Annotated in this window: 18 protein-coding genes; 4 read left to right on the top strand and 14 right to left on the bottom strand. The window is 60.4% G+C overall.

The window, feature by feature from the left end; genetic code table 11:
- Nucleotides 1-81: 81 nt before the first annotated feature.
- Nucleotides 82-1,467 carry a tRNA uridine-5-carboxymethylaminomethyl(34) synthesis GTPase MnmE gene (gene mnmE, locus HDF09_RS15620; RefSeq protein WP_183767995.1) on the bottom strand — a complete coding sequence of 462 codons (1,386 nt, stop codon included), beginning with the start codon at nt 1,465-1,467 and terminating at the stop codon, nt 82-84.
- A 525-nt stretch (nt 1,468-1,992) separates the two neighbouring features.
- On the opposite strand from mnmE, the gene HDF09_RS15615 reads away from it, so the two are divergent.
- Both HDF09_RS15615 and HDF09_RS15610 read left to right on the top strand, forming a co-directional pair.
- Nucleotides 1,993-2,685, top strand: a complete 693-nt coding sequence (locus tag HDF09_RS15615) for a DUF2461 domain-containing protein (protein WP_183767994.1) — start codon at nt 1,993-1,995, stop codon at nt 2,683-2,685.
- 177 nt (nt 2,686-2,862) lie between these two features.
- A complete protein-coding gene (locus HDF09_RS15610) occupies nt 2,863-3,306 on the top strand; it encodes a rhodanese-like domain-containing protein (protein ID WP_183767991.1) in 444 nt (147 codons plus the stop codon).
- 332 nt (nt 3,307-3,638) lie between these two features.
- Here the strand turns inward: HDF09_RS15610 and HDF09_RS15605 are convergent, their stop codons facing one another.
- From HDF09_RS15605 to HDF09_RS15585, 5 genes are all read right to left on the bottom strand, one after another.
- Nucleotides 3,639-3,827 (bottom strand): hypothetical protein, encoded by a 189-nt coding sequence (locus HDF09_RS15605; protein WP_183768670.1) that lies wholly within the window; start codon nt 3,825-3,827, stop codon nt 3,639-3,641.
- A 111-nt stretch (nt 3,828-3,938) separates the two neighbouring features.
- The gene (locus HDF09_RS15600) at nt 3,939-4,847 is read right to left on the bottom strand and encodes a sugar phosphate isomerase/epimerase family protein (RefSeq protein WP_183767989.1); all 909 of its coding nucleotides are present in this window, start codon (nt 4,845-4,847) and stop codon (nt 3,939-3,941) included.
- Nucleotides 4,848-5,055: 208 nt separating this feature from the next.
- Complete coding sequence (locus HDF09_RS15595) at nt 5,056-7,335, bottom strand: patatin-like phospholipase family protein (protein ID WP_183767987.1); 2,280 nt, start codon at nt 7,333-7,335, stop codon at nt 5,056-5,058.
- Between the two features lie 236 nt (nt 7,336-7,571).
- Nucleotides 7,572-8,624, bottom strand: a complete 1,053-nt coding sequence (locus tag HDF09_RS15590) for an LLM class flavin-dependent oxidoreductase (protein WP_183767985.1) — start codon at nt 8,622-8,624, stop codon at nt 7,572-7,574.
- 424 nt (nt 8,625-9,048) lie between these two features.
- Nucleotides 9,049-10,785: a peptide-N4-asparagine amidase gene (locus tag HDF09_RS15585; RefSeq protein ID WP_183767983.1), complete on the bottom strand. Its 1,737-nt coding sequence runs from the start codon at nt 10,783-10,785 to the stop codon at nt 9,049-9,051.
- Nucleotides 10,786-11,287: 502 nt separating this feature from the next.
- Between HDF09_RS15585 and HDF09_RS15580 the strand changes: the two genes are divergently transcribed.
- Nucleotides 11,288-11,584, top strand: coding sequence for an HU family DNA-binding protein (locus HDF09_RS15580; protein WP_158792936.1), 297 nt, complete (start codon nt 11,288-11,290; stop codon nt 11,582-11,584).
- A 182-nt stretch (nt 11,585-11,766) separates the two neighbouring features.
- Complete coding sequence (locus HDF09_RS15575; RefSeq protein ID WP_183767981.1) at nt 11,767-12,306, top strand: GNAT family N-acetyltransferase; 540 nt, start codon at nt 11,767-11,769, stop codon at nt 12,304-12,306.
- Here the strand turns inward: HDF09_RS15575 and HDF09_RS15570 are convergent.
- The 8 genes from HDF09_RS15570 to HDF09_RS15535 all read right to left on the bottom strand — a co-directional run bounded on the left by HDF09_RS15570 (nt 12,303) and on the right by HDF09_RS15535 (nt 20,552).
- The gene (locus tag HDF09_RS15570; RefSeq protein WP_183767979.1) at nt 12,303-13,040 is read right to left on the bottom strand and encodes a methyltransferase family protein; all 738 of its coding nucleotides are present in this window, start codon (nt 13,038-13,040) and stop codon (nt 12,303-12,305) included. The genes HDF09_RS15575 and HDF09_RS15570 overlap by 4 nt on opposite strands.
- 23 nt (nt 13,041-13,063) lie before the next feature.
- Nucleotides 13,064-14,362 (bottom strand): metal-dependent hydrolase family protein, encoded by a 1,299-nt coding sequence (locus HDF09_RS15565; protein ID WP_183767977.1) that lies wholly within the window; start codon nt 14,360-14,362, stop codon nt 13,064-13,066.
- Nucleotides 14,363-14,449: 87 nt separating this feature from the next.
- On the bottom strand, nt 14,450-15,364 hold the full coding sequence (locus HDF09_RS15560; protein WP_183768594.1) for a ParB/RepB/Spo0J family partition protein: 915 nt from the start codon (nt 15,362-15,364) through the stop codon (nt 14,450-14,452).
- 142 nt (nt 15,365-15,506) lie between these two features.
- On the bottom strand, nt 15,507-16,469 hold the full coding sequence (locus HDF09_RS15555; RefSeq protein ID WP_183767975.1) for a ParA family protein: 963 nt from the start codon (nt 16,467-16,469) through the stop codon (nt 15,507-15,509).
- A gap of 163 nt (nt 16,470-16,632) precedes the next feature.
- Nucleotides 16,633-17,265 carry a 16S rRNA (guanine(527)-N(7))-methyltransferase RsmG gene (gene rsmG / locus HDF09_RS15550; protein ID WP_183767973.1) on the bottom strand — a complete coding sequence of 211 codons (633 nt, stop codon included), beginning with the start codon at nt 17,263-17,265 and terminating at the stop codon, nt 16,633-16,635.
- A 79-nt stretch (nt 17,266-17,344) separates the two neighbouring features.
- Nucleotides 17,345-18,124 carry a gamma-glutamyl-gamma-aminobutyrate hydrolase family protein gene (locus tag HDF09_RS15545; RefSeq protein WP_183767971.1) on the bottom strand — a complete coding sequence of 260 codons (780 nt, stop codon included), beginning with the start codon at nt 18,122-18,124 and terminating at the stop codon, nt 17,345-17,347.
- A gap of 56 nt (nt 18,125-18,180) precedes the next feature.
- Nucleotides 18,181-19,077, bottom strand: coding sequence for a lysophospholipid acyltransferase family protein (locus HDF09_RS15540; protein ID WP_183767969.1), 897 nt, complete (start codon nt 19,075-19,077; stop codon nt 18,181-18,183).
- Complete coding sequence (locus HDF09_RS15535; protein ID WP_183767967.1) at nt 19,074-20,552, bottom strand: bifunctional folylpolyglutamate synthase/dihydrofolate synthase; 1,479 nt, start codon at nt 20,550-20,552, stop codon at nt 19,074-19,076. Before HDF09_RS15535 ends, HDF09_RS15540 begins: the two co-directional genes overlap by 4 nt.
- Between the last annotated feature and the right edge of the window lie 72 nt (nt 20,553-20,624).

Raw genomic sequence — 20,624 nt, 5'->3', positions numbered from 1 at the left:
ATATTTCCTCCGATTGAATTCGATCCAGGGGTAGACCTGTTCCCTCAAGTGGCATCGACACGAACTGCTGCTTAGGTAAAGTTATTTGCCGATACAGAACTTGGTGAAGATGAGGTTCAGTATGTCATCGCTCGATGTAGAGCCTGTGAATGCATCGAGAGCGCGAAGAGCTTCGTAGAGATCCAGAAGGATCATCTCGTGAGGGATGATTGCGGTTGCCGCACGTCGTGCTTGATGAAGAGCTGCCAACGCGTCCGATATTGATTGCTGTTGCCGTTGGTTTGTTAGAACTGCGGTTTCGATGTTTGGGATCTCTTTCGTCATCAGCGACAGGATTGCGCGACGTAACTCTGGGATACCCGATCCAGTGAGCGCAGACGTCCGAACCAATTGAAGAGCAGTTTCCGGGATCTGCGATTCCGGGTGTTCGAGGTCTTGTTTGTTGATAACAATAAGGAAAGGGCGGCCCGCCAAAGCGGCTGCCGTTGCTTTATCTTCTTCGTGGGGCGCCGCAGTGGCATCCAGCACGAGAAGTACTATGTCGGCTTCTGACATGGCTTCACGAGATTTCTTGATCCCTATGGACTCGGCCTCGTCAGCGGAGTCGCGCAGGCCTGCGGTGTCGATGAGTTCGACTGGGATGCCGTTAAGGGAGACGCGTTCTGTGACTAGGTCTCGGGTTGTACCTGGTGTAGCGGTGACGATGGCGCGGTCGCGTTGAACGAGACGATTGAAAAGAGAGGATTTACCGACGTTGGGGCGGCCAACGATGGCCATGGTGAAGCCTTCACGGACGATGCGGCCGTAGGCAAAGGAGTGCTCCAGTGCGGTGAGGGGGGCTTGGATTGCTGCGATTTGGGTGGTGATTTGAGCTTGGGGGAGGAGGTCGATGTCGTCTTCGGCGAAGTCGATGCCGGCTTCCATTACGGCGATGAGGCTTATAAGTTGTTGCTTTATTGGGGTTATCTGACGGGAGAGGGAGCCGCCCAGCTGCTGGGCTGCGATGCGGGCCTGGTGGAGGGTGGTGGATTCGATGAGGTCGTGGACAGCTTCGGCCTGGGTGAGGTCGAGGCGGCCGGAGAGGAAGGCTCGCTGGGTGAATTCGCCTGGTTCGGCGAGGCGGGCGCCATGGGCTGCGCATTGGCGGAGGAGGTGATCGAGGAGGACGGGGGAGCCGTGGGCAGCGATCTCTACTACGTCTTCGGAGGTGTAGGAATGGGGGGACTGGAAGTAGGTGACGACTGCTTCGTCGAGGATTTCGCCTGTGGAATCAAGGATTTCGGCGAAGCGCGCCTGGCCGGGGGCGAGGGGATGGCGGAGTTTGAGGAGGGGTTCGGCGATGGCGCGGGCGGCGGGGCCGGAGAGGCGGACGATGCCGATGCCGCCGCGGCCGGGTGGGGTGGAGATGGCTACGATGGTGTCTTCAGAGAGGAAGCTGGAATCGGAGTTGGGGTTGGAGTCGCTCACCTGGATTTTTCCATGGTAGCGGGAGAAAAAAATCGGCGTGGTGCTTTGTGGTGTTTTTCAGGGTTTTTTGCGAAAAACTGTGGTGCAGAACGTGGTTTTTTGCTGGTGTGATCATGGTGGATTGCGTGGTAAACGTGGTGTTTAAAACCATCGTTTTTCGCGCGCTAAAAATGTGCCAGCTTTTTCAACTTTATTTTGCAGGCAGGCGAAAGCACCAGCAGATCCCTGCGAGATGACAACCAAAAAGAACAAGCAACGACAGAGATAAAAGGAAGAGTTTACATTCCCACCCATCGCAAAAGTGCGCGATGGATGGGGCACCCGATGGATCGTGGCTGAGTGGCTAAGAACAGACAACGGCTAAATACAGGGATCTCTCCACTGCGTCGCGCGATGAGACTGCGCGACTTCGGTCGAGATGACGATTTGGGGGAAGAAGGAGCAAAATGCAAGGCAAGTACAAGTGCAACGGCAAGTACAAGTGCAATGGCAAGTACAAGTGCAAATGGCGTTTACGATTGAGGGATGGCGACACAATTTTCGAATGAGGCTTTGAAGTTTTTGCGGGGGCTGAAGAAGAACAACGACCGCGAGTGGTTTGGAGAGCGCAAGGACGTCTACGAGAAGCAGCTGAAGGAGCCGATGCTGGGGCTGATCGGCGAGGTGAATGAGGCGATGGCGGAGTTTTCGCCGGAGCACGTGCGGCCAGCCAACAAGATCCTGATGCGGATCTACCGTGACATTCGCTTCAGCAAGGACAAGCGGCCTTACAAACATCATGTTTCGGCGTGGTGGGCGAGGGATGGTCTGCAGAAGACCTCGGGGGGCGGGTTCTATCTGCAGGTGAGCTCGACGGACGTGCTGATCGCCGCCGGGGTTTATATGCCGGAGCGGGAGCAGCTGCTGGCGATACGGCGCTACCTGGTGGATCATCATCTGGAGTTTCGCAGGATCATGGCGGGGAAGAAGCTGCGGTCATTGATGCAAGAGACCGAGACGCTGTCGCTGACGCGGCCGCCGAAGGGGTTTGCTGCGGATGATCCGGCGATTGATTTGATCATGTGCAAGCAGTGGGGATTGTCGGCTACTCTGCCGGTGGAGCGGGCTACTTCGCCTGGGCTGCTGAAGGATGTGGTGGAGCGGTTCAGGGTGGCTGCGCCTTTGATTCGGCTGCTGAATACTCCGCTGGTTGGTAAGCCTAAGAGGTCTCTCTTTTAAAGACCGGTGTCCTGCCGGACGGGCCTCCTGCGCGGAGAGCGGTCACTTCGTGACTTGTGTACCCTTTTCTGGGTGGGTTGGGTGCTTCGGTCCTCCCGTTGGTCGGATTTCGAATTAGCTGCGCAACAACTGGCTTTGGGTTGCGTACATCTAATCTGGCTATACGTGGAGGACGGGATGAGCGTGACGGCTATCGTTGTTGCGGTGCTTTGCGTTCTGGTCCTTGGGTGGGTCGTGCGGCGCGTTCTTGCCGGGCGCGAGGTGAGGGAGAAGAGCATTGAGCCTGAGGCTTTGTATGCGCTGCTGAAGGCGAAGAAGATTCTGCTCTACGATGTGCGCCAGCCGTTGGACTTTCTGGCGCATCCTGAGATTATTCCCGGCGCGACGAGGATCGCGCCTAAGGATATTGCAGGGCGAACGGCTGCGTTTCCTCGCGATCAGCACTCAGTGATCTATTGCACGGGCGGCGACGATGAGACCAGTCAGATGGTGTTGGGCAAGGCGCGTGCGCTGAACTTTACACGCGTGAAGCTGCTGAAGGGCGGGCTTGCCGCGTGGAAGGAGAAGGGATATCCGGTGGAGGCCTACACCGAGTCTTTTCACCTGGACACGGCGACGTAGCCTGTCCCAGAGTTCAAGAGATCTTGTAAAGACTAGCCGGCCTTATTTGAGGGAAAACAAGCAACTGCAAAGGCAAAAATGCGGGGGTCTCTCCACTGCGTCACGCGGTGAGACTGCGTGACTTCGGTCGAGATGACGATGTTTTGGGTAGGGATGGAAGAACGAACAACGGCAAAGGCGAAGTGCTGGGCTCCGGTCGACGCATTTTATTAGTCCCGATCGAGATTGCGTACTTCTTAGTTCCCATCGACATGACGCATTTCTTAGTTGTGGACAGGTTTTCGGGTCGAGACGTAAGAGACCCGTATCTTCCCAACCTGGGTTTGAGATATTTAGAGCTTGTTTTTTACTTCGGTCATCAGTGAGCCGATGGGATTTGTGATGGCCTGTTTCGCGATGGTTCCCAGCGGTTCGCCGCGGCGGTACATCAGGTAGGCTGCGATGACTCCCGATGCGATGGTTGCGAACAGGATCAGCTTGCTCATAGAGCGGCGATTTTCGACCAGTTCCTCTGTTTCCATGTTTCCCCCCTCTGGAGCGTGCTGGATATAGGATGCGGATTGGTTTGCGGGATGCGTTTGCGATCTTTCTTGAGGACGATCTTTCTTATTTAGAGGATGGACGCTTTTTGTTTAGACGAGGGGACGGAGTGCCTCGTAGCTGACGCCTACGGCTTCGAGCGAGGTCATTCCTTCGATGGGTGGATCCTGTTCGACGAAGATGTGCTGGAGGCCTGACTTCTCTGCGGCAGCGATGATGGGTTTGAAGTCGATGTGACCGCGGCCGATCTCGGTGGGGCGGTGGTTGGGGTCGACGCCGAGCGTGGTGGTGACGGGAGTGTCGGCGGGGAAGTCCTTGGCGTGCATGAGGGGATAGCGGCCGGGATATTTTTTGAAGTAGTCGATGGGGTTGTTGCCGGAGGTGACCATCCAGCCGCAGTCGAGCTCGAACTTAACGAGTTTGGGGTCGGTCTCTTTGATCAGAATCTCGTAGCCGGTGTGGCCGCTGTAGTCGCGGAACTCGAAGTTGTGATTGTGATAAGCGTACTGGAGGCCGGCCTTCTGGGCCTGGGCTCCGATCTCGTTGGCTTTGGCGGCGATCTTTTTGAAGTCGTCGAGGGTGAAGGCTTTGATGATGTCCATCATCTTTGGGAGGTCGGCGCCCTGGAGGGTGTTGGGAAGGAGGACGGAGCTGACGGCGTAGTGGGCGCCGAGGGCGTTGGCCTGGTCGAAGAGCTGGGCGTTGTCGGCCACGCCGAAGAAGAGATGCGCGCTGGGGCATTTGAGGCCGGCGTCGTCGAGCATGGTTCGCATCTGCGCGGCGGTGATGTCCTGGAGGGGGAAGGACTCGACCTCGCGGTAGCCGATCTTTGCGAGGGCGTGCAGGGTGGCGACGGCGTCCTTTTTCAGCTCGTCCTGCACGGTGTAGAGCTGGATGCCGATGGGCATGCTGGTTTCGCCGAACGCAGAACGGAAGGGCAACAGGGAGGCTAGGCTGACGGCGGCGGACTGCTGCAGGAAGAGACGACGTGAGGGATTCATGCTTCTCCTGATCTTTACGGTATGCTGCTTCGGCTGATAGGCCAGTCTACTTGGCGTTGGCGAAGCGGTGTCAAGGGAATAACGTTATGGCAATTTTGCCTGATGGTGGTGAGACTGCAAACGCCGATTCCCTTCGGGAATGACAAACAAAAGGCCAAGACGACTCTACACCAACTGCGGCGTTGCTCTACACCAACTGCGCGTTGCTCTAGAAGACGTGGCCGAGGCCGAACCACCACTTGCGATGGTCGTTGTTGCCGGAGGCTCCGCCGATGTAGATGGGGCCGAGCGCGGTGCGGGTGACGAGGACGAAGCTGCCGTCGTAGGCTTCGGACTCCAGTTCGTCGGCGGCGTTGAGGTTGTTGTAGACCTTGCCGCCTTCGAAGAATCCGACGGCGTAGACGCCTTCGCCGAGGAGGGGTGGGAGCTGGAAGATCTTGCGCTCGTAGCCTCCTTGAAAGAGCCAGTACTGGGTGCCGAGTAGCTCGTTGCGGCCGTAGGAGCCGAGGCGGAAGGGTCCGCCTAGAGGGAAGCCCTGGAGGTCGGTGACCTCGGGCGGTGCGCCGAAGGCTGTGCCTCCGCTAGCAGTGAGGAAGACGGAGTCCTTTGCAGTGAGGGGGAGGTAGGCGGCGACGCGGGCTTCGGCGAGGGTGAAGGGATCGTTGCCTTTGGAGGGTTCATGGCGTTCGATGCGGAGGAAGGTGTTGACGCCGCGGAAGGGGAGGACGGAGTTGTCGGTGTTGTAGGAGGTGAAACGCAGGGAGGTGACGCTCTGCTGCTGGGGCGGGATGGAGAGGTTGTCGAAGTCGATGCGCTTGGTGACGGAGTACCAGTACTCGTCCTGACCGAAGCGGAGTTCTGCGCTGCGCTTCCAGGTGTAGCCTGCGTCGAAGCCTACACCGCTCTGGTTGATTTGATACTGCGAGGTCTTGGTGCCTTCGTTGTAGAAGTCGAACCGGGTGCTGGTGGCGTAGGCGCGGGGCGCGTAGAAGAACTGACTGTGCGGGGTGAAGGGGCGGTAGTACTCGCTTCGGACGCCGTAGGAGTAGCCGAAGAAGGCGTCGGTGCGCCACTCGGAGCGGAAGCCGCCGAGGTTCTGAAAGATGATGCGGCCGGCCATGCCGAAGAGGACGTCCTGGGTGTCGGAGCCGTCGATGTTGATGGCGAGGTCGAGGAAGGGCGGGCCGTTGTAGCGGGGGTAGGTGTTGATGTTCAGGCCCGGAGTGCCGTCGCGGTCGATCATGGTGTAGCCGGCGGCGTTGAGGGTGCCGTAGCCTACGTAGCGGGTCATCTCCTGGTCGAGGAACTTTGTGTCGATGGGTTGGTTGATGATCTGGCGGAGGCTGCGCTCGATCTCGAGGGCGGCAGGGGTATTTACACCTGCTACGGTTACAAATTGTGGATTGGGCGGTTGGGCTTGGCGGCGGGAGTTGCGCTGGGCGCGGTAGGCGGCCCACTCGGCGTCGGAGACGGAGAAGCGGTCGAGGAGTTTTGCTTTGGCTTCGGCGGCGGTCACGCCTTTTGGGATGATCTCTGCGGATTTGGGGAACATGGTGCTGGTGAAGCCCTGGAGTTTGGAGGTGATGAGGATGTCGGCGGCTTCGAGGCTGCGCATCTCGTTGGCGGCGATGGCGATGCTGACGAAGTTTCCGGTGGTGGCGAGGAAAGACCCTGGGGTGGTCTGCGGGCCGCCGGTGTTGTCGAGGTAGCTGGCGATGATGATGTCGGCTCCGTTGGCCTTGGCGACGTCGACGGGGAGGTTGTCTACGGCTGCGCCGTCGGTGTAGGTGACGCCGTCGATGACGACGGGGACGAAGAGGGCGGGGATGGACATGGTGGCGCGGAGGGCGCGGGCGAGAGAGCCGTTGTCAAAGACGTGGGCGCGGCCGGTGTTCATGTTGGTGGCGACGCAGCGGAAGGGGGTGGGGAGGTCGTCGAAGGATTTGAGGTTGTAGTCGGCGAGGGTGGCGGCGTCGAGGATGAGGCCGACCTGCTGGCCGGTGTTGAGGCCTTCGGGGAGAGAGAGGCCGTGGCGGAGGCCGAACTCGAGGCGGTTGGGGTACTCGACGCGATCCTGTTTGCGGCGGTAGGAGAGATCGGGGAACGGAGTGCGGCCGCCGATGGCTCTGTCCCAGTCGATGTTCTGGACGAGGTTGCGGATCTCGTCGGGGCTGCGGCCGGTGGCGTAGAGCCCGCCTACGAGTCCGCCCATGCTGGTCCCTACGATGAGGTCGATGGGGATGTGATGCTGCTCAAGATACTGGAGGACGCCGATGTGAGCGAAGCCGAGGGCTCCGCCGCCTTCGAGGACGAGGGCGACGCGGGGGTGGTGCCGGAGGACGGGTGAGGCTTCGTTGGGTTGGGTTGTCTGGGGTGCGGGAGGGGGTGCGGGATTTGCTTCCGGGGTCTGGCTGTGCGCGATGCTGGCGGCGAAGAGAAGTGCGAGAGGCAGGAGCCGGGTGTGATTTTTTCTTCGGTGCAGCGACATACCAAAGTCCTCCAACATCGACAGCGCCTTGGGGGCCCGGACGGGAAAGAGTTTGCAGTAGTGCTTTGGAGCAGTCTTGCTGGCGGCGTAGAGGAGTGGCTGACTGCGCGCCCCAACAGCATCTCATCTTTTTGCTTATTTCGAGTGTCTGGCTTTGGGATGCGGGGAATCGGGGAGGGTATGTCTCGCCATCAGGGATGCGGCGTAGCTACACCTTCTCGATTTATTTCGTCGCGTTATTTTGTCGCGGTGGGTTTGAGGAGAGCTTTGCGGACGATGGGGGCTGCGCGGGTGCCGAGGAGTTCGATGGCGTGGAGGAGTTTGTCGTGGTGGAGGGCGGCTACGCTCATCTGGAAGCTGATGCGGGAGATGCCGCCGAGGGCTTCGTTCATCTTGAGGAGCTTTGCGGCTACGGTCTCGGGGTCGCTGACCATGAGCGCGCCGGTGGGGCGGCGGAGGGCTTCGAACTGGCTGCGGGTGACTGGCGGCCAGCCGCGCTCTTTGCCGATCTTGGTGAAGGCTTCGGCGTAGCCGGGGAAGAAGTCGTCGGAGGCTTGCTGGTCGGTGTCGGCTACGTAGCCGAGGGCGTGGATGCCGACTTTGAGGGAGTCGGGGGCGTGGCCGGCGTGCTTGCCTGCTTCGCGGTAGAGGTCGATGAGGGGGCGGAAGCGGTGGGGCTCACCGCCGATGATGGCGACCATGAGGGGCAGGCCGAGCATGCCGGCGCGGATGAAGGACTCCGGGGTGCCACCTACGCCGAGCCAGACGGGCAGCGGGTTTTGCAGCGGACGCGGGAAGACTCCCTGACCGGTGAGTGCGGCGCGGTGTTTGCCTTTCCAATGGATGTTGTTGCCTTCGCGGAGGGCGAGGAGGAGGTCGAGCTTTTCGGCGAAGAGGTCATCGTAGTCTTCGAGCTTGAGGCCGAAGAGAGGGAAGGATTCGATGAAGGAGCCGCGGCCTGCGACGATTTCGGCACGGCCGCCGGAGAGGAGGTCGAGGGTTGCGAACTCCTGGAAGACGCGGACGGGATCGGCGGCGCTGAGGACGGTGACGGCAGAGGTGAGGCGGATGGTTTTGGTGATGGAGGAGGCGGCGGCGAGGATGACGGCGGGGGCGGAGTCGAGGTACTCAGTGCGGTGATGCTCGCCGAGGCCGAACTGGTCGAGGCCCACTTCATCGGCGAGCCTGATCTCTTCGAGGAGATGGGCGATGCGCTGCTGCGCTGTGACGGTTTGGCCGGTGATGGGGTCTGGAACGAGTGCGGCGAAGCTGTCAATGCCGATCTGCATCGGTTGTCCCTCAGAGTTGATTGTCTCTTAGGTTGATGCGAGGGTAGGGGATTTGATTCATGGTGTGCTCACTGCACCAAAATCGTGCACCCCTGCGGCAAAGACGAAATACAGGATCTCTCCACTGCGCCGTTCACGATGAGACTGTGAACAGCTTCGGTCGAGACGACGTTTTTGGGGGAGGGGCAGGGACAACAAATTCCTCCCCCGTTCGACTGCGCTCAGGGTGCGGAATGACAACAAAAGGGCAAGGGCAACATCAACATGAACTGCAACTGCAACTGCAACTGCAAAAACAACTACACGGCGTTGGCCGGGGGAGAGGTACCTCCCACCCATCGCAAAGTGCGCGATGGATGGGGCACCCGATGATTCTGGTGATTCCGACGATTAATTGATTGTTACTGCGTTGGACACGGTTTGGTTAGAACCAGTGGTCGTGGTCGTGGCAGCCTTTGCCATCGGTGATGGAGGTTAGCTTCTGGTCAGCGGCGGTGAGGGAGCGGCTGTAGCAGTCGCCGAGCGAGTCGTTGCTGCGGTAGGAGGCGCTGGAGCTGCCTACGCCGGGAGCTGAGACGGTGAAGTCGGGGTTGAACTGCAGGGTGTCCTTCGAGACGACCTGCTCCTGCGAGTTGGACTGGAAGAGCGAGAAGCCGTTGAGGGATTTCGCCTCGGTATGGAGGTTTTGCTGGTTGGAGGAGACTACCTGGGTGAAGGTGCCGTTGGGATTGTTGACGAAGGAGTAGTCAAGCGTGAGTGGGAAGGAGATGTGCTTCGATGTTTTTTCTACGAGGAAGCCGTCGCGGGTCGTGGTCTCGGAGTCTACGGTGCTGGTCTGGACGAGGTTCTGAATCTCGGGGCCGTTGGCTACGTTGACATCGAAGGTCTGCGCGCTGAGGAAGTTTACCTTTTGTGCGACGGTGGTTTCGACGCGGCCGTGTGAGGTGTTGACGTATCCCGTGATGGAGAAGGTGCGGTTGGAGCCTACGTTGACGGTGCCGGTGGTGGTGCCGGTGGCGTCGGTGGAGAGGTTCTGGACGATCTCTGGATTGGGTGTGGTGAGGGTGTTGCTGGTGACTCCGCCTGAGACTTCTTTGCTGCCGTGGTCGGTGTAGACGAGCAGGTTGGCGGTGGAGAGGAAGTATCCGTTGGCGTTGTAGACGCTGACGGCGACGGTGTGCTGGGTGCCGTCGGCGAGGAGGCCGGCGAAGGGTGTGAGGTCAACGCGGTAGGGTTTGAAGTCGAGGGTCTGGACGCCGGTGATGGGCTCCCAGAGATAGGGGTCGAGGCCGCCGGTGTAGATCCAGGGATAGACGGGGGCGACGCCTGCTGGTGTTCCGTCGATGGAGATTTCGGTTTCGCGGAAGGCGGTGTTGCCGCAGGTTTCGAGCTCGCCTGCGACGGCGCTGGGGACGCAGAGATACCAGAACTCGTCGCCGATCTGGCTCTGCGAGATGACGTCGAGGTAGACCTTCTCGACGTTGCGCGGGAGGTTGAGGGTGGCGGTAGCCTGGTCGGTGGTGGTGTTGAGGGTGACGGGGCTGTTGCCGGAGCTGACGGGGACGACGACGTCAGGCGTGATGGGCGCGGGTGCTCGCCAGGAGGCGGGGTAGAACTCGAGCGCGGCGCTGGCGTAGATGATGCCGGTGTAGGTGGAGTTGACGATGTTGCCGATGGAGGCGAGGCCGGTCTGCGGGGATTTGAAGAGCGCGGTGAGGTCGGTGAGGTCGCGCTCGACGTGCCAGGAGGGGCTGAGGGCGGCGCGGGGTTCGGCGGTGGTGCCGTAGAAGATGTTGGTGTTGCCGAGATAGAACCAGGCGCTGCGGTCGAACTGGCGGCCGGCGGTGACGGTGAAGTCGGCGGTGAGGACGACCTTTGCCCAGGGGCCGGGACAGGCCGCGGGAGGCGCGTAGGTGAGGGGCGCGCCGTTGAAGTTTTCAAAGGCGGCGTTGCTGAGCAGCGAGACGACGCACGGCTTGGTGGGGGGACGTGGGACGAGAGGCTCGGCGGTGACGGGATTGGACGAGCCTACCTGCGGAGTTGGTGGGGCGGGAACGACTTGCGCAGAGGCGGTGCCGAGAGCGAGGGATGCGAGGAGGAGGAATTTTGAGACAGAGGGAATGGTTCCGACGGCGCGCGAGGGGGAGACTGGCTTGTGCATTGACTTCACTCCTTGGATTTACTGCGGAGGAAGATATCACACCGCCGCAACGAGATGAAATAATTTTGAGCATATCTATAATTTTGTTTCATATTAGTGAACGAACGGTTGCGATATTTTCTTCTGTAAGGGCCCAAGATGGAGTTTGCAGCAGAGGATTCTGGCGAAGATGACCCTTTTCGAGGGATCAGATTGGTTCCAGTCTTGAAGTCTGCCGTTGAGATTTTTACGCCGGAACTATGGGTTTTACTTGGAATTTGTGAGAAAAATGTACCTGTTTTCGAACAAAACCGAGAAAAACCGGAAAAAACCTGTGGAAACCGAAGAAAGGGAGTTGACAAAGCGCGCGGAAAGGCTGAAGGTGAATTGCGGTACGGTTCTCCGCACCCGCATGAACACTGGTGATTTCGCATTGCAAAACTGGATGCGGCCTTACGAAATCTTTATGCGGGCCAGGCGAGCAGACCTTAGACTCTATATCGAAAGCAAGAAGGAGCACTACATGGCAAAGGGAATGACAAAGACAGCGCTGGTTCGCCACCTGGCGGAGAAGCTCGAACTCACCAACAAGCAGACTGCTGGCTTCCTGGAACTGCTGGCCGAGACTGCCGTCAAAGAGACCAAGAAGAATGGCGAGTTCACCATTCCTGGTATTGGCAAGCTGGTGAAGGCAGAGCGTAAGGCGCGTCTTGGCCGCAACCCGCAGACGGGTGAGACCATCAAGATCAAGGCCAAGACCGTGGTGAAGTTCCGCGTGGCCAAGGTTGCGAAGGACACGATCGCACCGGTAAAGAAGTAGTTCTAGAGCGACGCTCGCGTGCGCCAGTTGGTGCGATGGTGTCGCAGGAGAGGGCCCTCCCCGATTGACGCGCCTCAGAGTCTGGGCTGCTGATGCGCGAGAGCAAGACAAACCCGCTTGCGTCCACGATTTTGATCGTGTGGGCGCGGCGGGTTTTCCCTTTACAGATGGCGGATTCCTCTTTGACTCGACCGCACGACTACTTTCTTCGGACAGATCGCTTGGGGTTTGGACAGTGGAGCGAAGGAGACCTTCCCCTCGCCCTTGAACTATGGGGCGATCCTGGAGTGTCTTCGCTGATTGGCGGGCCCTTTACCGATCGTGAGATCGGTGCGCGGCTAGCTCGTGAGAGAACCATGTTGATCGACCACCAGGTTCAGTATTGGCCTGTCTTCCTGCTTCAAAGCGATGATTTTGCCGGGTGTGCCGGACTTCGGCCCTACCATCTCGATGGCCGCATCTTCGAGATGGGAGTCCATGTGAGAAAGAGTTACCAGGGGCAGGGTCTCGCTCAGGAGGCGGCACGCGCCGTTATCAAATTTGCGTTTGAGACGCTGCAGATCCGAGGATTGTTCGCGGGACACCACCCGAAGAATGCCTCCTCGAAACGTCTTCTCGGAAGGCTTGGGTTTTCTTTTACGCACGAAGAGTTCTATGCACCTACGGGCGCAAATCACCCGTCCTATCTGCTGATGAATCCGGGCCGTCCCGAAACTCTCTAGGTTCTCCTGGGTGCGGGCTTGAGGAACGCTCGGACGATGAGGGAGAGGCCGAGTGAGATGAGGACGCCTTTGATGATGAGCACGGAGTTGTAGCGCCAGCCGAGTGCCGCGAAGGAGACGGCTACTCCCCACATGTAGATCTCGGGGAGGAATGCTGTGGGCCACGATGGAGACGAGGGGCGCAGCGGGGATGCGGGAATGCGTGCAGTGAATGATGGGAAGAGGCGTGGGACTTTGGCGCAGTAGTCGAGATAGGGAGCGCCGAGTTTTGCGGTGAGGAAGGACTCTTCCGCGAAGATGAGGCGGAGCTGGAAGAGTGTGATGGCGAGGATGGAGAAGATGGCTCCGCTGGGTGGCATGAGAAGCGCGAGGGCAAAGGTGTGGAAGAGCGTGCCAAGGTAGAGCGGATTGCGGAGATGGCGATAGGGGCCGGCGGCTACGACGCCTTCGCCGTGCATCGCACCGGCTTGAACGGTGGAGGGATCGAGGTAGGCCGAGCCCCAGGTGCGCAGGAACGCTCCTGCAATTGCGCAAAGGATGCCGAGGACCAGGACCATGATGGTGGCTGCGCTGAAGCCGATCCATCCACTGCGCGCGGGCCACGCTGCAAGGTACTGCCAGGTGCGGATGGAGTCCAGATGCAGGAAACTGTTCCACGGGGCGATGAAGCCGAGAAGATAGATGACTACGATGATGAGAAAACGGAGACGGAACTCGAGGGCTGAGGCTTTCATTTGATTCGGCGATTACTTTCCTGCTACTTGTGTGTCTCGTCTTTGTAAACAATGCCTGATTTCATGACGAAGGGGACGTGCTGGAGGAGCTTGACGTCTTTGAGTGGGTCGCCGTCGATGGCGATGAGGTCGGCCCATTTGCCGGGGTCGATGGAACCGACGCGATCGTTCCATCCCATGAGGTCGGCGGCGTTGAGGGTGCCGGTCTGAATGCCTTGCAGTGGCGACATGCCGAATTGATTGACATAGACATCAACCTCGTGGGCGTTGAGGCCGTGTGGATAGACGGCGGCGTCGGTGCCGAGTGCGATTTTGACACCGGCTTTGATGGCCTTGATCGCATTCTGCTTTTCGACGGCGCTGACGTCTTTCATCTTCTGCTGGTAGAAGGGCGGAAGGTTGCCGTACTGCTGCATCCAGTCGACGAGATACGCGGTGGGGACGAGGTAGGTGCCTTTCTTCTTCATGAGGGCGATGTCTTCGTCGTTGATATAGCTGCCGTGTTCGATGGAGTCGACGCCTGCTTCGGTGGCGAAGAGGATGCCTTGCGCTCCATGAGCGTGAGCCGCGACCTTCCGGCCGAGACGATGAGCGTCGGCTACGATGGCCTGCATCTCTTCGAGGGTGTACTGCGATGCCTGCGGGTCGTCTCCCTTGGAGAGGACGCCGCCAGTAGCTCCGATCTTGATGAGGTCGGCGCCGTACTTGATGTTCTCGCGGACCTGATGCTGGACGGCGGGGATGCCGTCGGCTACGCCTTCAGCGTGGTAGTGAAACTCGTAGGGGAGAAGGTTCTCATCCATGTGTCCGCCGGTGATGCCGAGGGCTGGGCCGGAGACCTGCATGTGCGGGCCGGGGATGTGGCCGGCGTTGATCTCGTCGCGGAGGGCTACGTCGGTGAAGTCGTTCGCGCCGACATTGCGTACCGTCGTGAAGCCGGCTTCGAGGGTGACCTTTGCATTTTCGACGCCGATGATGGCTTCTTTGGCGGGGGTCATGCTGAGTTCGAAGTAGGGATCGAAGTTGTTGGCTGCTGTGAGGTGGGTGTGCACGTCGATGAGGCCGGGCATGACGGTGAATCGGGTGAGGTCGATCTCGGTGTCACCGGCTTGCTTCGGCGTGGAGGCAGTAGGCGCGATGGCGGTGATGCGGTCGCCGGTGACGATGATGGTCTGGGCCGCAGGCTCGGCTCCGGTTTTTACCTCGAGAAGATGACCGGTGCGGACGAGGGTGCGGGGTGTCGTTTGGGCGTGAAGGTTGAGGAAAGCAATTTGTAACAGAAAGAGGAATAAATAGAGTTTCACGTGACGGGCTTGACGCATGTGGAGTCTCCTGACGTGTCTGCGAGAGTCTTGGTTGCTTATGGCGTGACCTGAATGTATGTGCGTGACCTGAATTCTTAAGAAAAACTACTGCCCGCCTAGTGCAGTGAGGATGGAGTCGAAGTCTTCGAGGCCGGAGTACTCGATGATGACGCGGCCTTTGCCCTTCTTGTCCTCGATGCGCACCTTGAGGCCGAGGGAGCGGCGCAGGCGGTCTTGTGCCTCGCGGACGTTGGGGTCTTCGGGCTGGGCGTCGGCCTTGGACTCCTTCTTCTCCTTTGCCTCAGGATTGATGAGGCCTTGGACGTAGCTTTCGGTCTGACGGACGGAGAGCGACAGTGCCATCACCTTTTGAGCGGCGGTGGTGATCGCTTCGGGCGAATCGAGCGCGAGAAGGGTGCGGGCGTGGCCGAAGGTGAGATCGCCGGACTCCACTTTTTGCTGGATTGATTCCGGTAAACGCAACAAACGAAGGAAATTAGCTACGCTTGCCCGCTCTTTGCCGGTGCGGACGGCCATCTGCTCCTGGGTCATCTTGAAGTCGCTGCTGAGGCGCTGGTAGGCGCGTGCCTGTTCGATGGGGTTGAGATCGGCACGCTGGAGGTTTTCAACGATGGTCATCTCGAGCGTCTGCTCGTCTGAGACCTGACGCACGATGGAGGGGATGGTGGTCTTGTTGGCTTTTTTGCTGGCCAGCCAGCGGCGCTCGCCGGTGATGAGCTGGTAGCGCCCTCCGCTAAGTGGCCGTACCACAATGGGTTGCACTACGCCGGAGGCTGCGATGGACTGCGCCAGTTCGGCCAGCTTGGCCTCGTCGAACTGACTGCGCGTCTGGAAGGGGTTGCGTTCGATCTGGTCGAGGGGGATCTCGAGCGGCTTGCCGGTGGACTCGACTACCGGTGGGGGCGGTAGAGGTGCGGGCGCGGCGGGGCGTTGAGGGAGGAGGGATTCAAGGCCCTTGCCCAGGGCTCGACGTTTGGGATCTGCGGTGGCGGTTGGCATCATTTATGACTTTCTTTGTGTGAAGTATTTGTCCTGCCGGACGGGCCCACTTCGCGTGGTGCGGTCACTTCGTGACTTGTATACCTTGCTTTGGGTTAGGGAATGGACTGGGTCCTCGCGATGCTCGGGTGTAATTTCTTTGCTATTTGCTGGATTGCCAGAAGCGGGGTTTCTTTTCGGGCTTGTGGAAGGACTTGAGAGCGCTAGCGGCTGCCGCTGCCGCGGCTTTTCTACGCTTCTCTTCGGGGCTGTCCATCTTGTTGCGGGTCAGGAGCTCGAGGGCCAGCTCACGATAGGCCTCGGAGCCGCGGGATTTGGGGTCGTAGAGCGAGACAGGCTTGCCGTGGCTGGGCGCTTCGGCGAGGCGGATGTTGCGCGGGATAGTGGTCTTGAGGAGCTTGTCGGTGAAGAAGGCCTGCAGATTCTCCGAGACCTGCTGGGAGAGGTTGGTGCGGTCGTCGTACATGGTCAGGAGGACGCCCTCGAGAGCAAGGCCGTGGTTGAAGCTCTGGCCGACGCGGTCGAGGGTGCTCATCAGCTCGGAGATGCCTTCGAGGGCAAAGTACTCGGCCTGCATGGGGACGAGGAGGCTGTCGGCGGCGACGAGGGAGTTGAGGGTGAGGAGGTCGAGAGCTGGGGGGCAGTCGAGGAGGATGAAGGGGTAGTCGGCGCGGATGGGCTCGATGGCATCGCGGAGCTTGTACTCTCGGCGGTCGAGGCCGATGAGCTCGATGGTGGCGCCGATGAGGTTTTTGCTGCTGGGGATGAGCTTGAGGGTGTCGATCTCGGTGGAGAGGAGGGCTTCGGCGATGGTGGTTTGGCCGACGAGGATGTCATAGATGCTGAGGCGGGCCTCTTCGCCGTCCCTGGCGCGGGCAAAACCGAGGCCGCCGGTGGAGTTGGCCTGGGGGTCGCAGTCGATGAGGAGGGTATTGAGGCCTTCGAGGGCCAGGGCGGCCGCGAGATTGATGGCAGTGGTGGTCTTGCCGACTCCGCCCTTTTGATTGACGACCGCGATGACCTTGGACGGTTTGGGGGAGGATTTGGGCTCTGCGGGCTTTTGGGTGGTGTCTTCAGGCTTGGGAGTGAGCTGTTCAGTCGTCATTGCGGTAGATGAAGGGTATCCGGTGGAGGGTAGCGTGGCAATGGGTTGGTGTCTGTGCAGAACCGCTGAAGGCTGTGGAGAACTTGTGGGATACGTGATTCAGGGCCTGAATTGTGGGGTTTCCGGAGAGAAGGTGTGGAAATCTTTGTTCCACGTGGAACAGTTAATCGCAGGTGGCATCATCGCGGGTGGCACGAACCAGGACGGTTGATTGGGTGGTGGGGATCTGAATGGGAGGCTGGAGGATGAAGCCGGGGGGCGCGGGTGGGGTGGCCCCCGCCAGGAGGAGGAGATCATTGGTGGCTCGGGGCGCCGCGGCGGCAAGGGCGGAGGCCATATTGTCCACGGCGCGAAGGGTTATGGTATGGAATTGACGGGCTTCGGGCATGGTTTCGACGCGGGCTGCCCAGATTTCGACCGGAATAGCGAGGGTTCGCACGACTTCGCGGAGGAAGGTGGCCTTTTTATTCTGGGATTCGGCCAAGGTTACGGCTATCTCGGGGTGGAGGATAGCGATGGGCAGGCCGGGGAAGCCTGCGCCGGAGCCGAAGTCGAGGAGGGTGTTGGCCCCGGGGGCTAGATGTTGCCCTGCGAAGAGGCTTTCGCCGAAGTGACGGCGAACGATCTCCTCGGGGTCACGGATCGCGGTGAGGTTGGTTCGGGCGTTCCATTTGAGCAGCAGTTCGAGGTAGACAGCGAGCCTGGAGAGGACGGTCCTGGAGAGGACCAGGGGGGCGGCGTCAGGGAGATAGGGCGTTAGGAGCGAGGCGATCTCCGCCTCTGAGAGGGTTGGCATGGGGTTTCAGTATCTCAAGGGTGAGGGCTTGAAAGAGGAGGAAAGGGTGTTCCACGTGGAACATTACGACAGGAAGTCGTCAGGCCACGGAGGTGTGGACCGGGCGCGGGGTCCAGTGGGCGGCTTGGGTGACGAAGCGGTCGAAGAGAGCGCGGGAGCTGGGGCTCAGGTCGTAGCTGCGCTCGGGGTGCCACTGAACGCCCAGGACAAAGTGTGAGGTGGCTCCTTCGCTGGCCTGTCCGCCCTCTACGGCTTCAACGACTCCGTCCTGCGGGCAGCGGGCTGCGACGCGGAGGCCGTCTCCCGGGATGCCAATAGCCTGATGGTGGCTGGAGTTGATGGGGAGACGGAGGAACTCATCCTGCGCGAGGGCTTCGGCGGGGTCCAAGAAGGATCCCAGGAGGGAGTCCGGGGCGATCGCGGCGGTGTGGGCTACGGCTACGCTCCTGCCGGCGGTGTGGTTGACGGGGAGAATTGCGAGATCCTGCACCAGGGTGCCCCCACGCCAGACGTTGAGGAACTGGAGGCCGAAACAGATGGCGAAGACTGGTTTGTAGAGGTTGTGGGCGTCCTGGATGAGGAGCTCGTCGACATTCTCCCGGGCGTTATCGGCTGGGGAGCATTCGGGGATGGGGTCCTGGCCGTACTTCTGCGGGTTGACGTCGGCGGGGCTGCCGGGAAGGAGGACAGCATGACAGGTGTTGATGAGGTCGGCGATGGCGGTAGGGGTGGCGGCAAGGGGAATCTCGACGGGAGTTCCTCCGCTGCGCTCGATCGCGGCGGCGTATTGGGGCCAGGAGCGCTGGTTATAGGCGAGGTCTGTGCTGGTAGGGACGGGAATGGCGATGCGGGGCTTCATGGCTGATTAATCATACGACCTGTTGCTGGGTCCTGCCGGGCGGGCGCCCTGCGCACTCAGTTGCTGGCGGAGTATTGAGCGTAGGTGGCGGAGATGGATTCGTAGAGCCGCCGGGTAAGCGCATCGGCGTCGCGAGCATTGAGGCCAGTCGTAGGGATCGGATCGCCTACGACGATGAAGATGGGCCTGGGGTGCAGCGCGTAGACGTGGATGGGAAGAAGCTCATAGGTCCCGATGAGAGTGAGGGGAACCAGGGGGACCTGGGCCTTGATGGCCATGTAGGCACAGCCAGACATCATGGTCTGAAGTTGGCCGGTGGCTGCGCGGCCACCCTCGGGAAAGAGGACGAGGGGCAGGCCGTGCTTGAGCGTGGCGACGCCGCGGTTGAGGCTGGCAATCAGCGAGCGGGGGCTGTTCGAGTCAACCGGAACCTGGCCGGAGCGGTTGAGGTACCACCCGATGAAGGGGATCTTCCAAAGGGACTGCTTGGCCAGAATGCGGAACTGGAAGGGGAGCTTCGCGAAGAGGACAGGCGTGTCCATATAGCTGAGGTGGTTGGAGGTGTAGACGGCTGTCTCATGCTCGTGGAGCTTCTCGCGGCCGATGATCTTGACGGGAGAGAGGCTGATAAGGAGGAGGGTGCGCGCCCACAGGTGAGCGATGGCGTGCTGCTGGCGGCCGGACTTGTCCCATAGACCCGCGAGGAGGGAGATACAGCCGTAGCCCGCGGTAGCCAGGCCCACGAGGGGGATCAGAAGAAGATACGACAGCCAGCGCAGGGCGAAGGGCGGCTGCTTCGAGGGAAAGGCAGAGGCGGGAAGATCCGGCTCCTCCACAGAAAGGATGGATTGGGCCGATGGCTTGGGTTCGGCAGATGCTGCGACTTCGCTGCTCTCGCTTTTGCCGTCCACGTTCTTATGCGCCACGTTGTCCGCTAAAGGGGAGTCGTTCATAGCTCTCCGGCTAGACGGCGGATCTCGCCCACTAAATAGACGGAGCCGGTGGCGATGATGAGGCCTTCGGACGGCGTCAAGGCACGGGCCTGGGCGAGAGCGGCGGCCAGGTGAGGGGCGGCGTGGGCAGGGATATCTAGAGCATGAGCGGCGGCCAGGAGATCTTCGATATGGGCGGCTCGCGGGTTGTCGATGGGGGCGAAGACAATGTGGTCTTTGCGGCGTTCGGGATCGGTCGAGGAGGCGTCGAAGAGCGGAAAGAGGATCTGGCCCATCTCTTTGAGATCCTTATCGCGGAGGCAGCTGAAGAGGAGGGTGCGAGGCTGGGCTTCGGGAAGCTGCGCGATGGCTGCCCGGAGCGTCCAGGCCCCGGCCGGGTTGTGCGCTACGTCCAACAGGAGCTGCGGGCCTTCGGGGAAGGTAAAGAGTTCGAGGCGGCCGGGCCAGTGCGTGTTGCGGATTCCCGTTTCAATATGCGTGTTGGTTATTTTGTAACCGTTTTGGTTGCTTATTTGCCGGATTTCGGATAGTTTGTAACCTTTATAGTTACGTAACTCCGCCGCAGCGGCGATTGCCAAGGCAATATTGCGTTGCTGATGATGTCCGGACAGGGGCGAATCCACTTCGAGCGTCTCCCCATCGAGGGTGAGGATGTAGTGATTTGCAGGGAGCGGCCCTGCTTCTTGGCCAGCGGTTCCGGGATGTCGTGGAACACCGGCAGTCTGGCCAGGTACGTTGGTGGGGATGTAGGCGGCGGCGTTGATGGCGCGGAGATTGAGCGTGGCCGCAGCCTCGCCGATGGCCTGATTGGCTTCGGGGTGTTGGGGCAGCGTGATGAGCGTGCCGTTGGGGCGCAAGATGCCGGCTTTTTCGCGGGTGATCTCGGCGATGGTGTTGCCGAGGTAATCCTGATGGTCGAGCGCGATGTCGGTGAGGATGGAGAGGAGCGGGTCGACGATGTTGGTGGCGTCGAGACGACCCCCCAGGCCTACTTCAAGGACGGCGATGTCTACCGGGGTCTTTTCCGCGTGGGTTGCGCTCTCTCCCGCGAAGTAGAGAAAGCCTACCGCGGTGAGAACCTCAAAGAAGCTGGGCGGGTAGGGCAGGTCGCCGGCCTCGACGAGATGGCGGGCGGTCTCGTCGACTTGAAAGTAGAGGCGGGCGAAGTCCTCGTCGGGGATCTGTTGCCCGTCGATCTGGATTCGCTCGTTGACGCGGACCAGGTGGGGCGAGGTGTAGAGGCCGGTGCGGTAGCCTGCGGCGGTGAAGATGCTGCTGAGAGTGGCGGCCGTGGAGCCTTTACCGTTGGTTCCGGCAATCAGAATCGAGGGGAAGGCGGTCTGCGGGTTGCCCAGGGCAGCGGCGAGGACCCGCATGTGGGCGAGGTCAAACTTCCGGCGAGGGGTACTGGGCGTTGAGGGGGCAAGTTCCTGGCCCAAAGCATAGAGATGGTCGACCGCTGCCGTGTAGGACATGGGGTTATTTTAGGCGATGACGTGAGTTTGAATACTCGGCTGGGCTGCCTAACCGGTCGAACCCTGCCAATT

The organism is Edaphobacter lichenicola (assembly GCF_014201315.1).
In the GTDB taxonomy this organism is placed as follows: Bacteria; Acidobacteriota; Terriglobia; order Terriglobales; family Acidobacteriaceae; genus Edaphobacter; species Edaphobacter lichenicola_B.
Note: the sequence above shows the minus strand (reverse complement) of the source record. Positions and strands in the feature narration are given on the sequence as shown.

Bases quoted from the DNA above. Each gene is read 5' to 3' on its own strand.
- HDF09_RS15615 (WP_183767994.1), top strand. From the start codon at position 1,993: ATGGCGACACAATTTTCGAATGAGGCTTTGAAGTTTTTGCGGGGGCTG.
- HDF09_RS15610 (WP_183767991.1), top strand. From the start codon at position 2,863: ATGAGCGTGACGGCTATCGTTGTTGCGGTGCTTTGCGTTCTGGTCCTT.
- HDF09_RS15605 (WP_183768670.1), bottom strand. From the start codon at position 3,827: ATGGAAACAGAGGAACTGGTCGAAAATCGCCGCTCTATGAGCAAGCTG.
- HDF09_RS15600 (WP_183767989.1), bottom strand. From the start codon at position 4,847: ATGAATCCCTCACGTCGTCTCTTCCTGCAGCAGTCCGCCGCCGTCAGC.
- HDF09_RS15595 (WP_183767987.1), bottom strand. From the start codon at position 7,335: ATGTCGCTGCACCGAAGAAAAAATCACACCCGGCTCCTGCCTCTCGCA.
- HDF09_RS15590 (WP_183767985.1), bottom strand. From the start codon at position 8,624: ATGCAGATCGGCATTGACAGCTTCGCCGCACTCGTTCCAGACCCCATC.
- HDF09_RS15585 (WP_183767983.1), bottom strand. From the start codon at position 10,785: ATGCACAAGCCAGTCTCCCCCTCGCGCGCCGTCGGAACCATTCCCTCT.
- HDF09_RS15580 (WP_158792936.1), top strand. From the start codon at position 11,288: ATGGCAAAGGGAATGACAAAGACAGCGCTGGTTCGCCACCTGGCGGAG.
- HDF09_RS15570 (WP_183767979.1), bottom strand. From the start codon at position 13,040: ATGAAAGCCTCAGCCCTCGAGTTCCGTCTCCGTTTTCTCATCATCGTA.
- HDF09_RS15565 (WP_183767977.1), bottom strand. From the start codon at position 14,362: ATGCGTCAAGCCCGTCACGTGAAACTCTATTTATTCCTCTTTCTGTTA.
- HDF09_RS15560 (WP_183768594.1), bottom strand. From the start codon at position 15,364: ATGCCAACCGCCACCGCAGATCCCAAACGTCGAGCCCTGGGCAAGGGC.
- HDF09_RS15555 (WP_183767975.1), bottom strand. From the start codon at position 16,469: ATGACGACTGAACAGCTCACTCCCAAGCCTGAAGACACCACCCAAAAG.
- rsmG (WP_183767973.1), bottom strand. From the start codon at position 17,265: ATGCCAACCCTCTCAGAGGCGGAGATCGCCTCGCTCCTAACGCCCTAT.
- HDF09_RS15545 (WP_183767971.1), bottom strand. From the start codon at position 18,124: ATGAAGCCCCGCATCGCCATTCCCGTCCCTACCAGCACAGACCTCGCC.
- HDF09_RS15540 (WP_183767969.1), bottom strand. From the start codon at position 19,077: ATGAACGACTCCCCTTTAGCGGACAACGTGGCGCATAAGAACGTGGAC.
- HDF09_RS15535 (WP_183767967.1), bottom strand. From the start codon at position 20,552: ATGTCCTACACGGCAGCGGTCGACCATCTCTATGCTTTGGGCCAGGAA.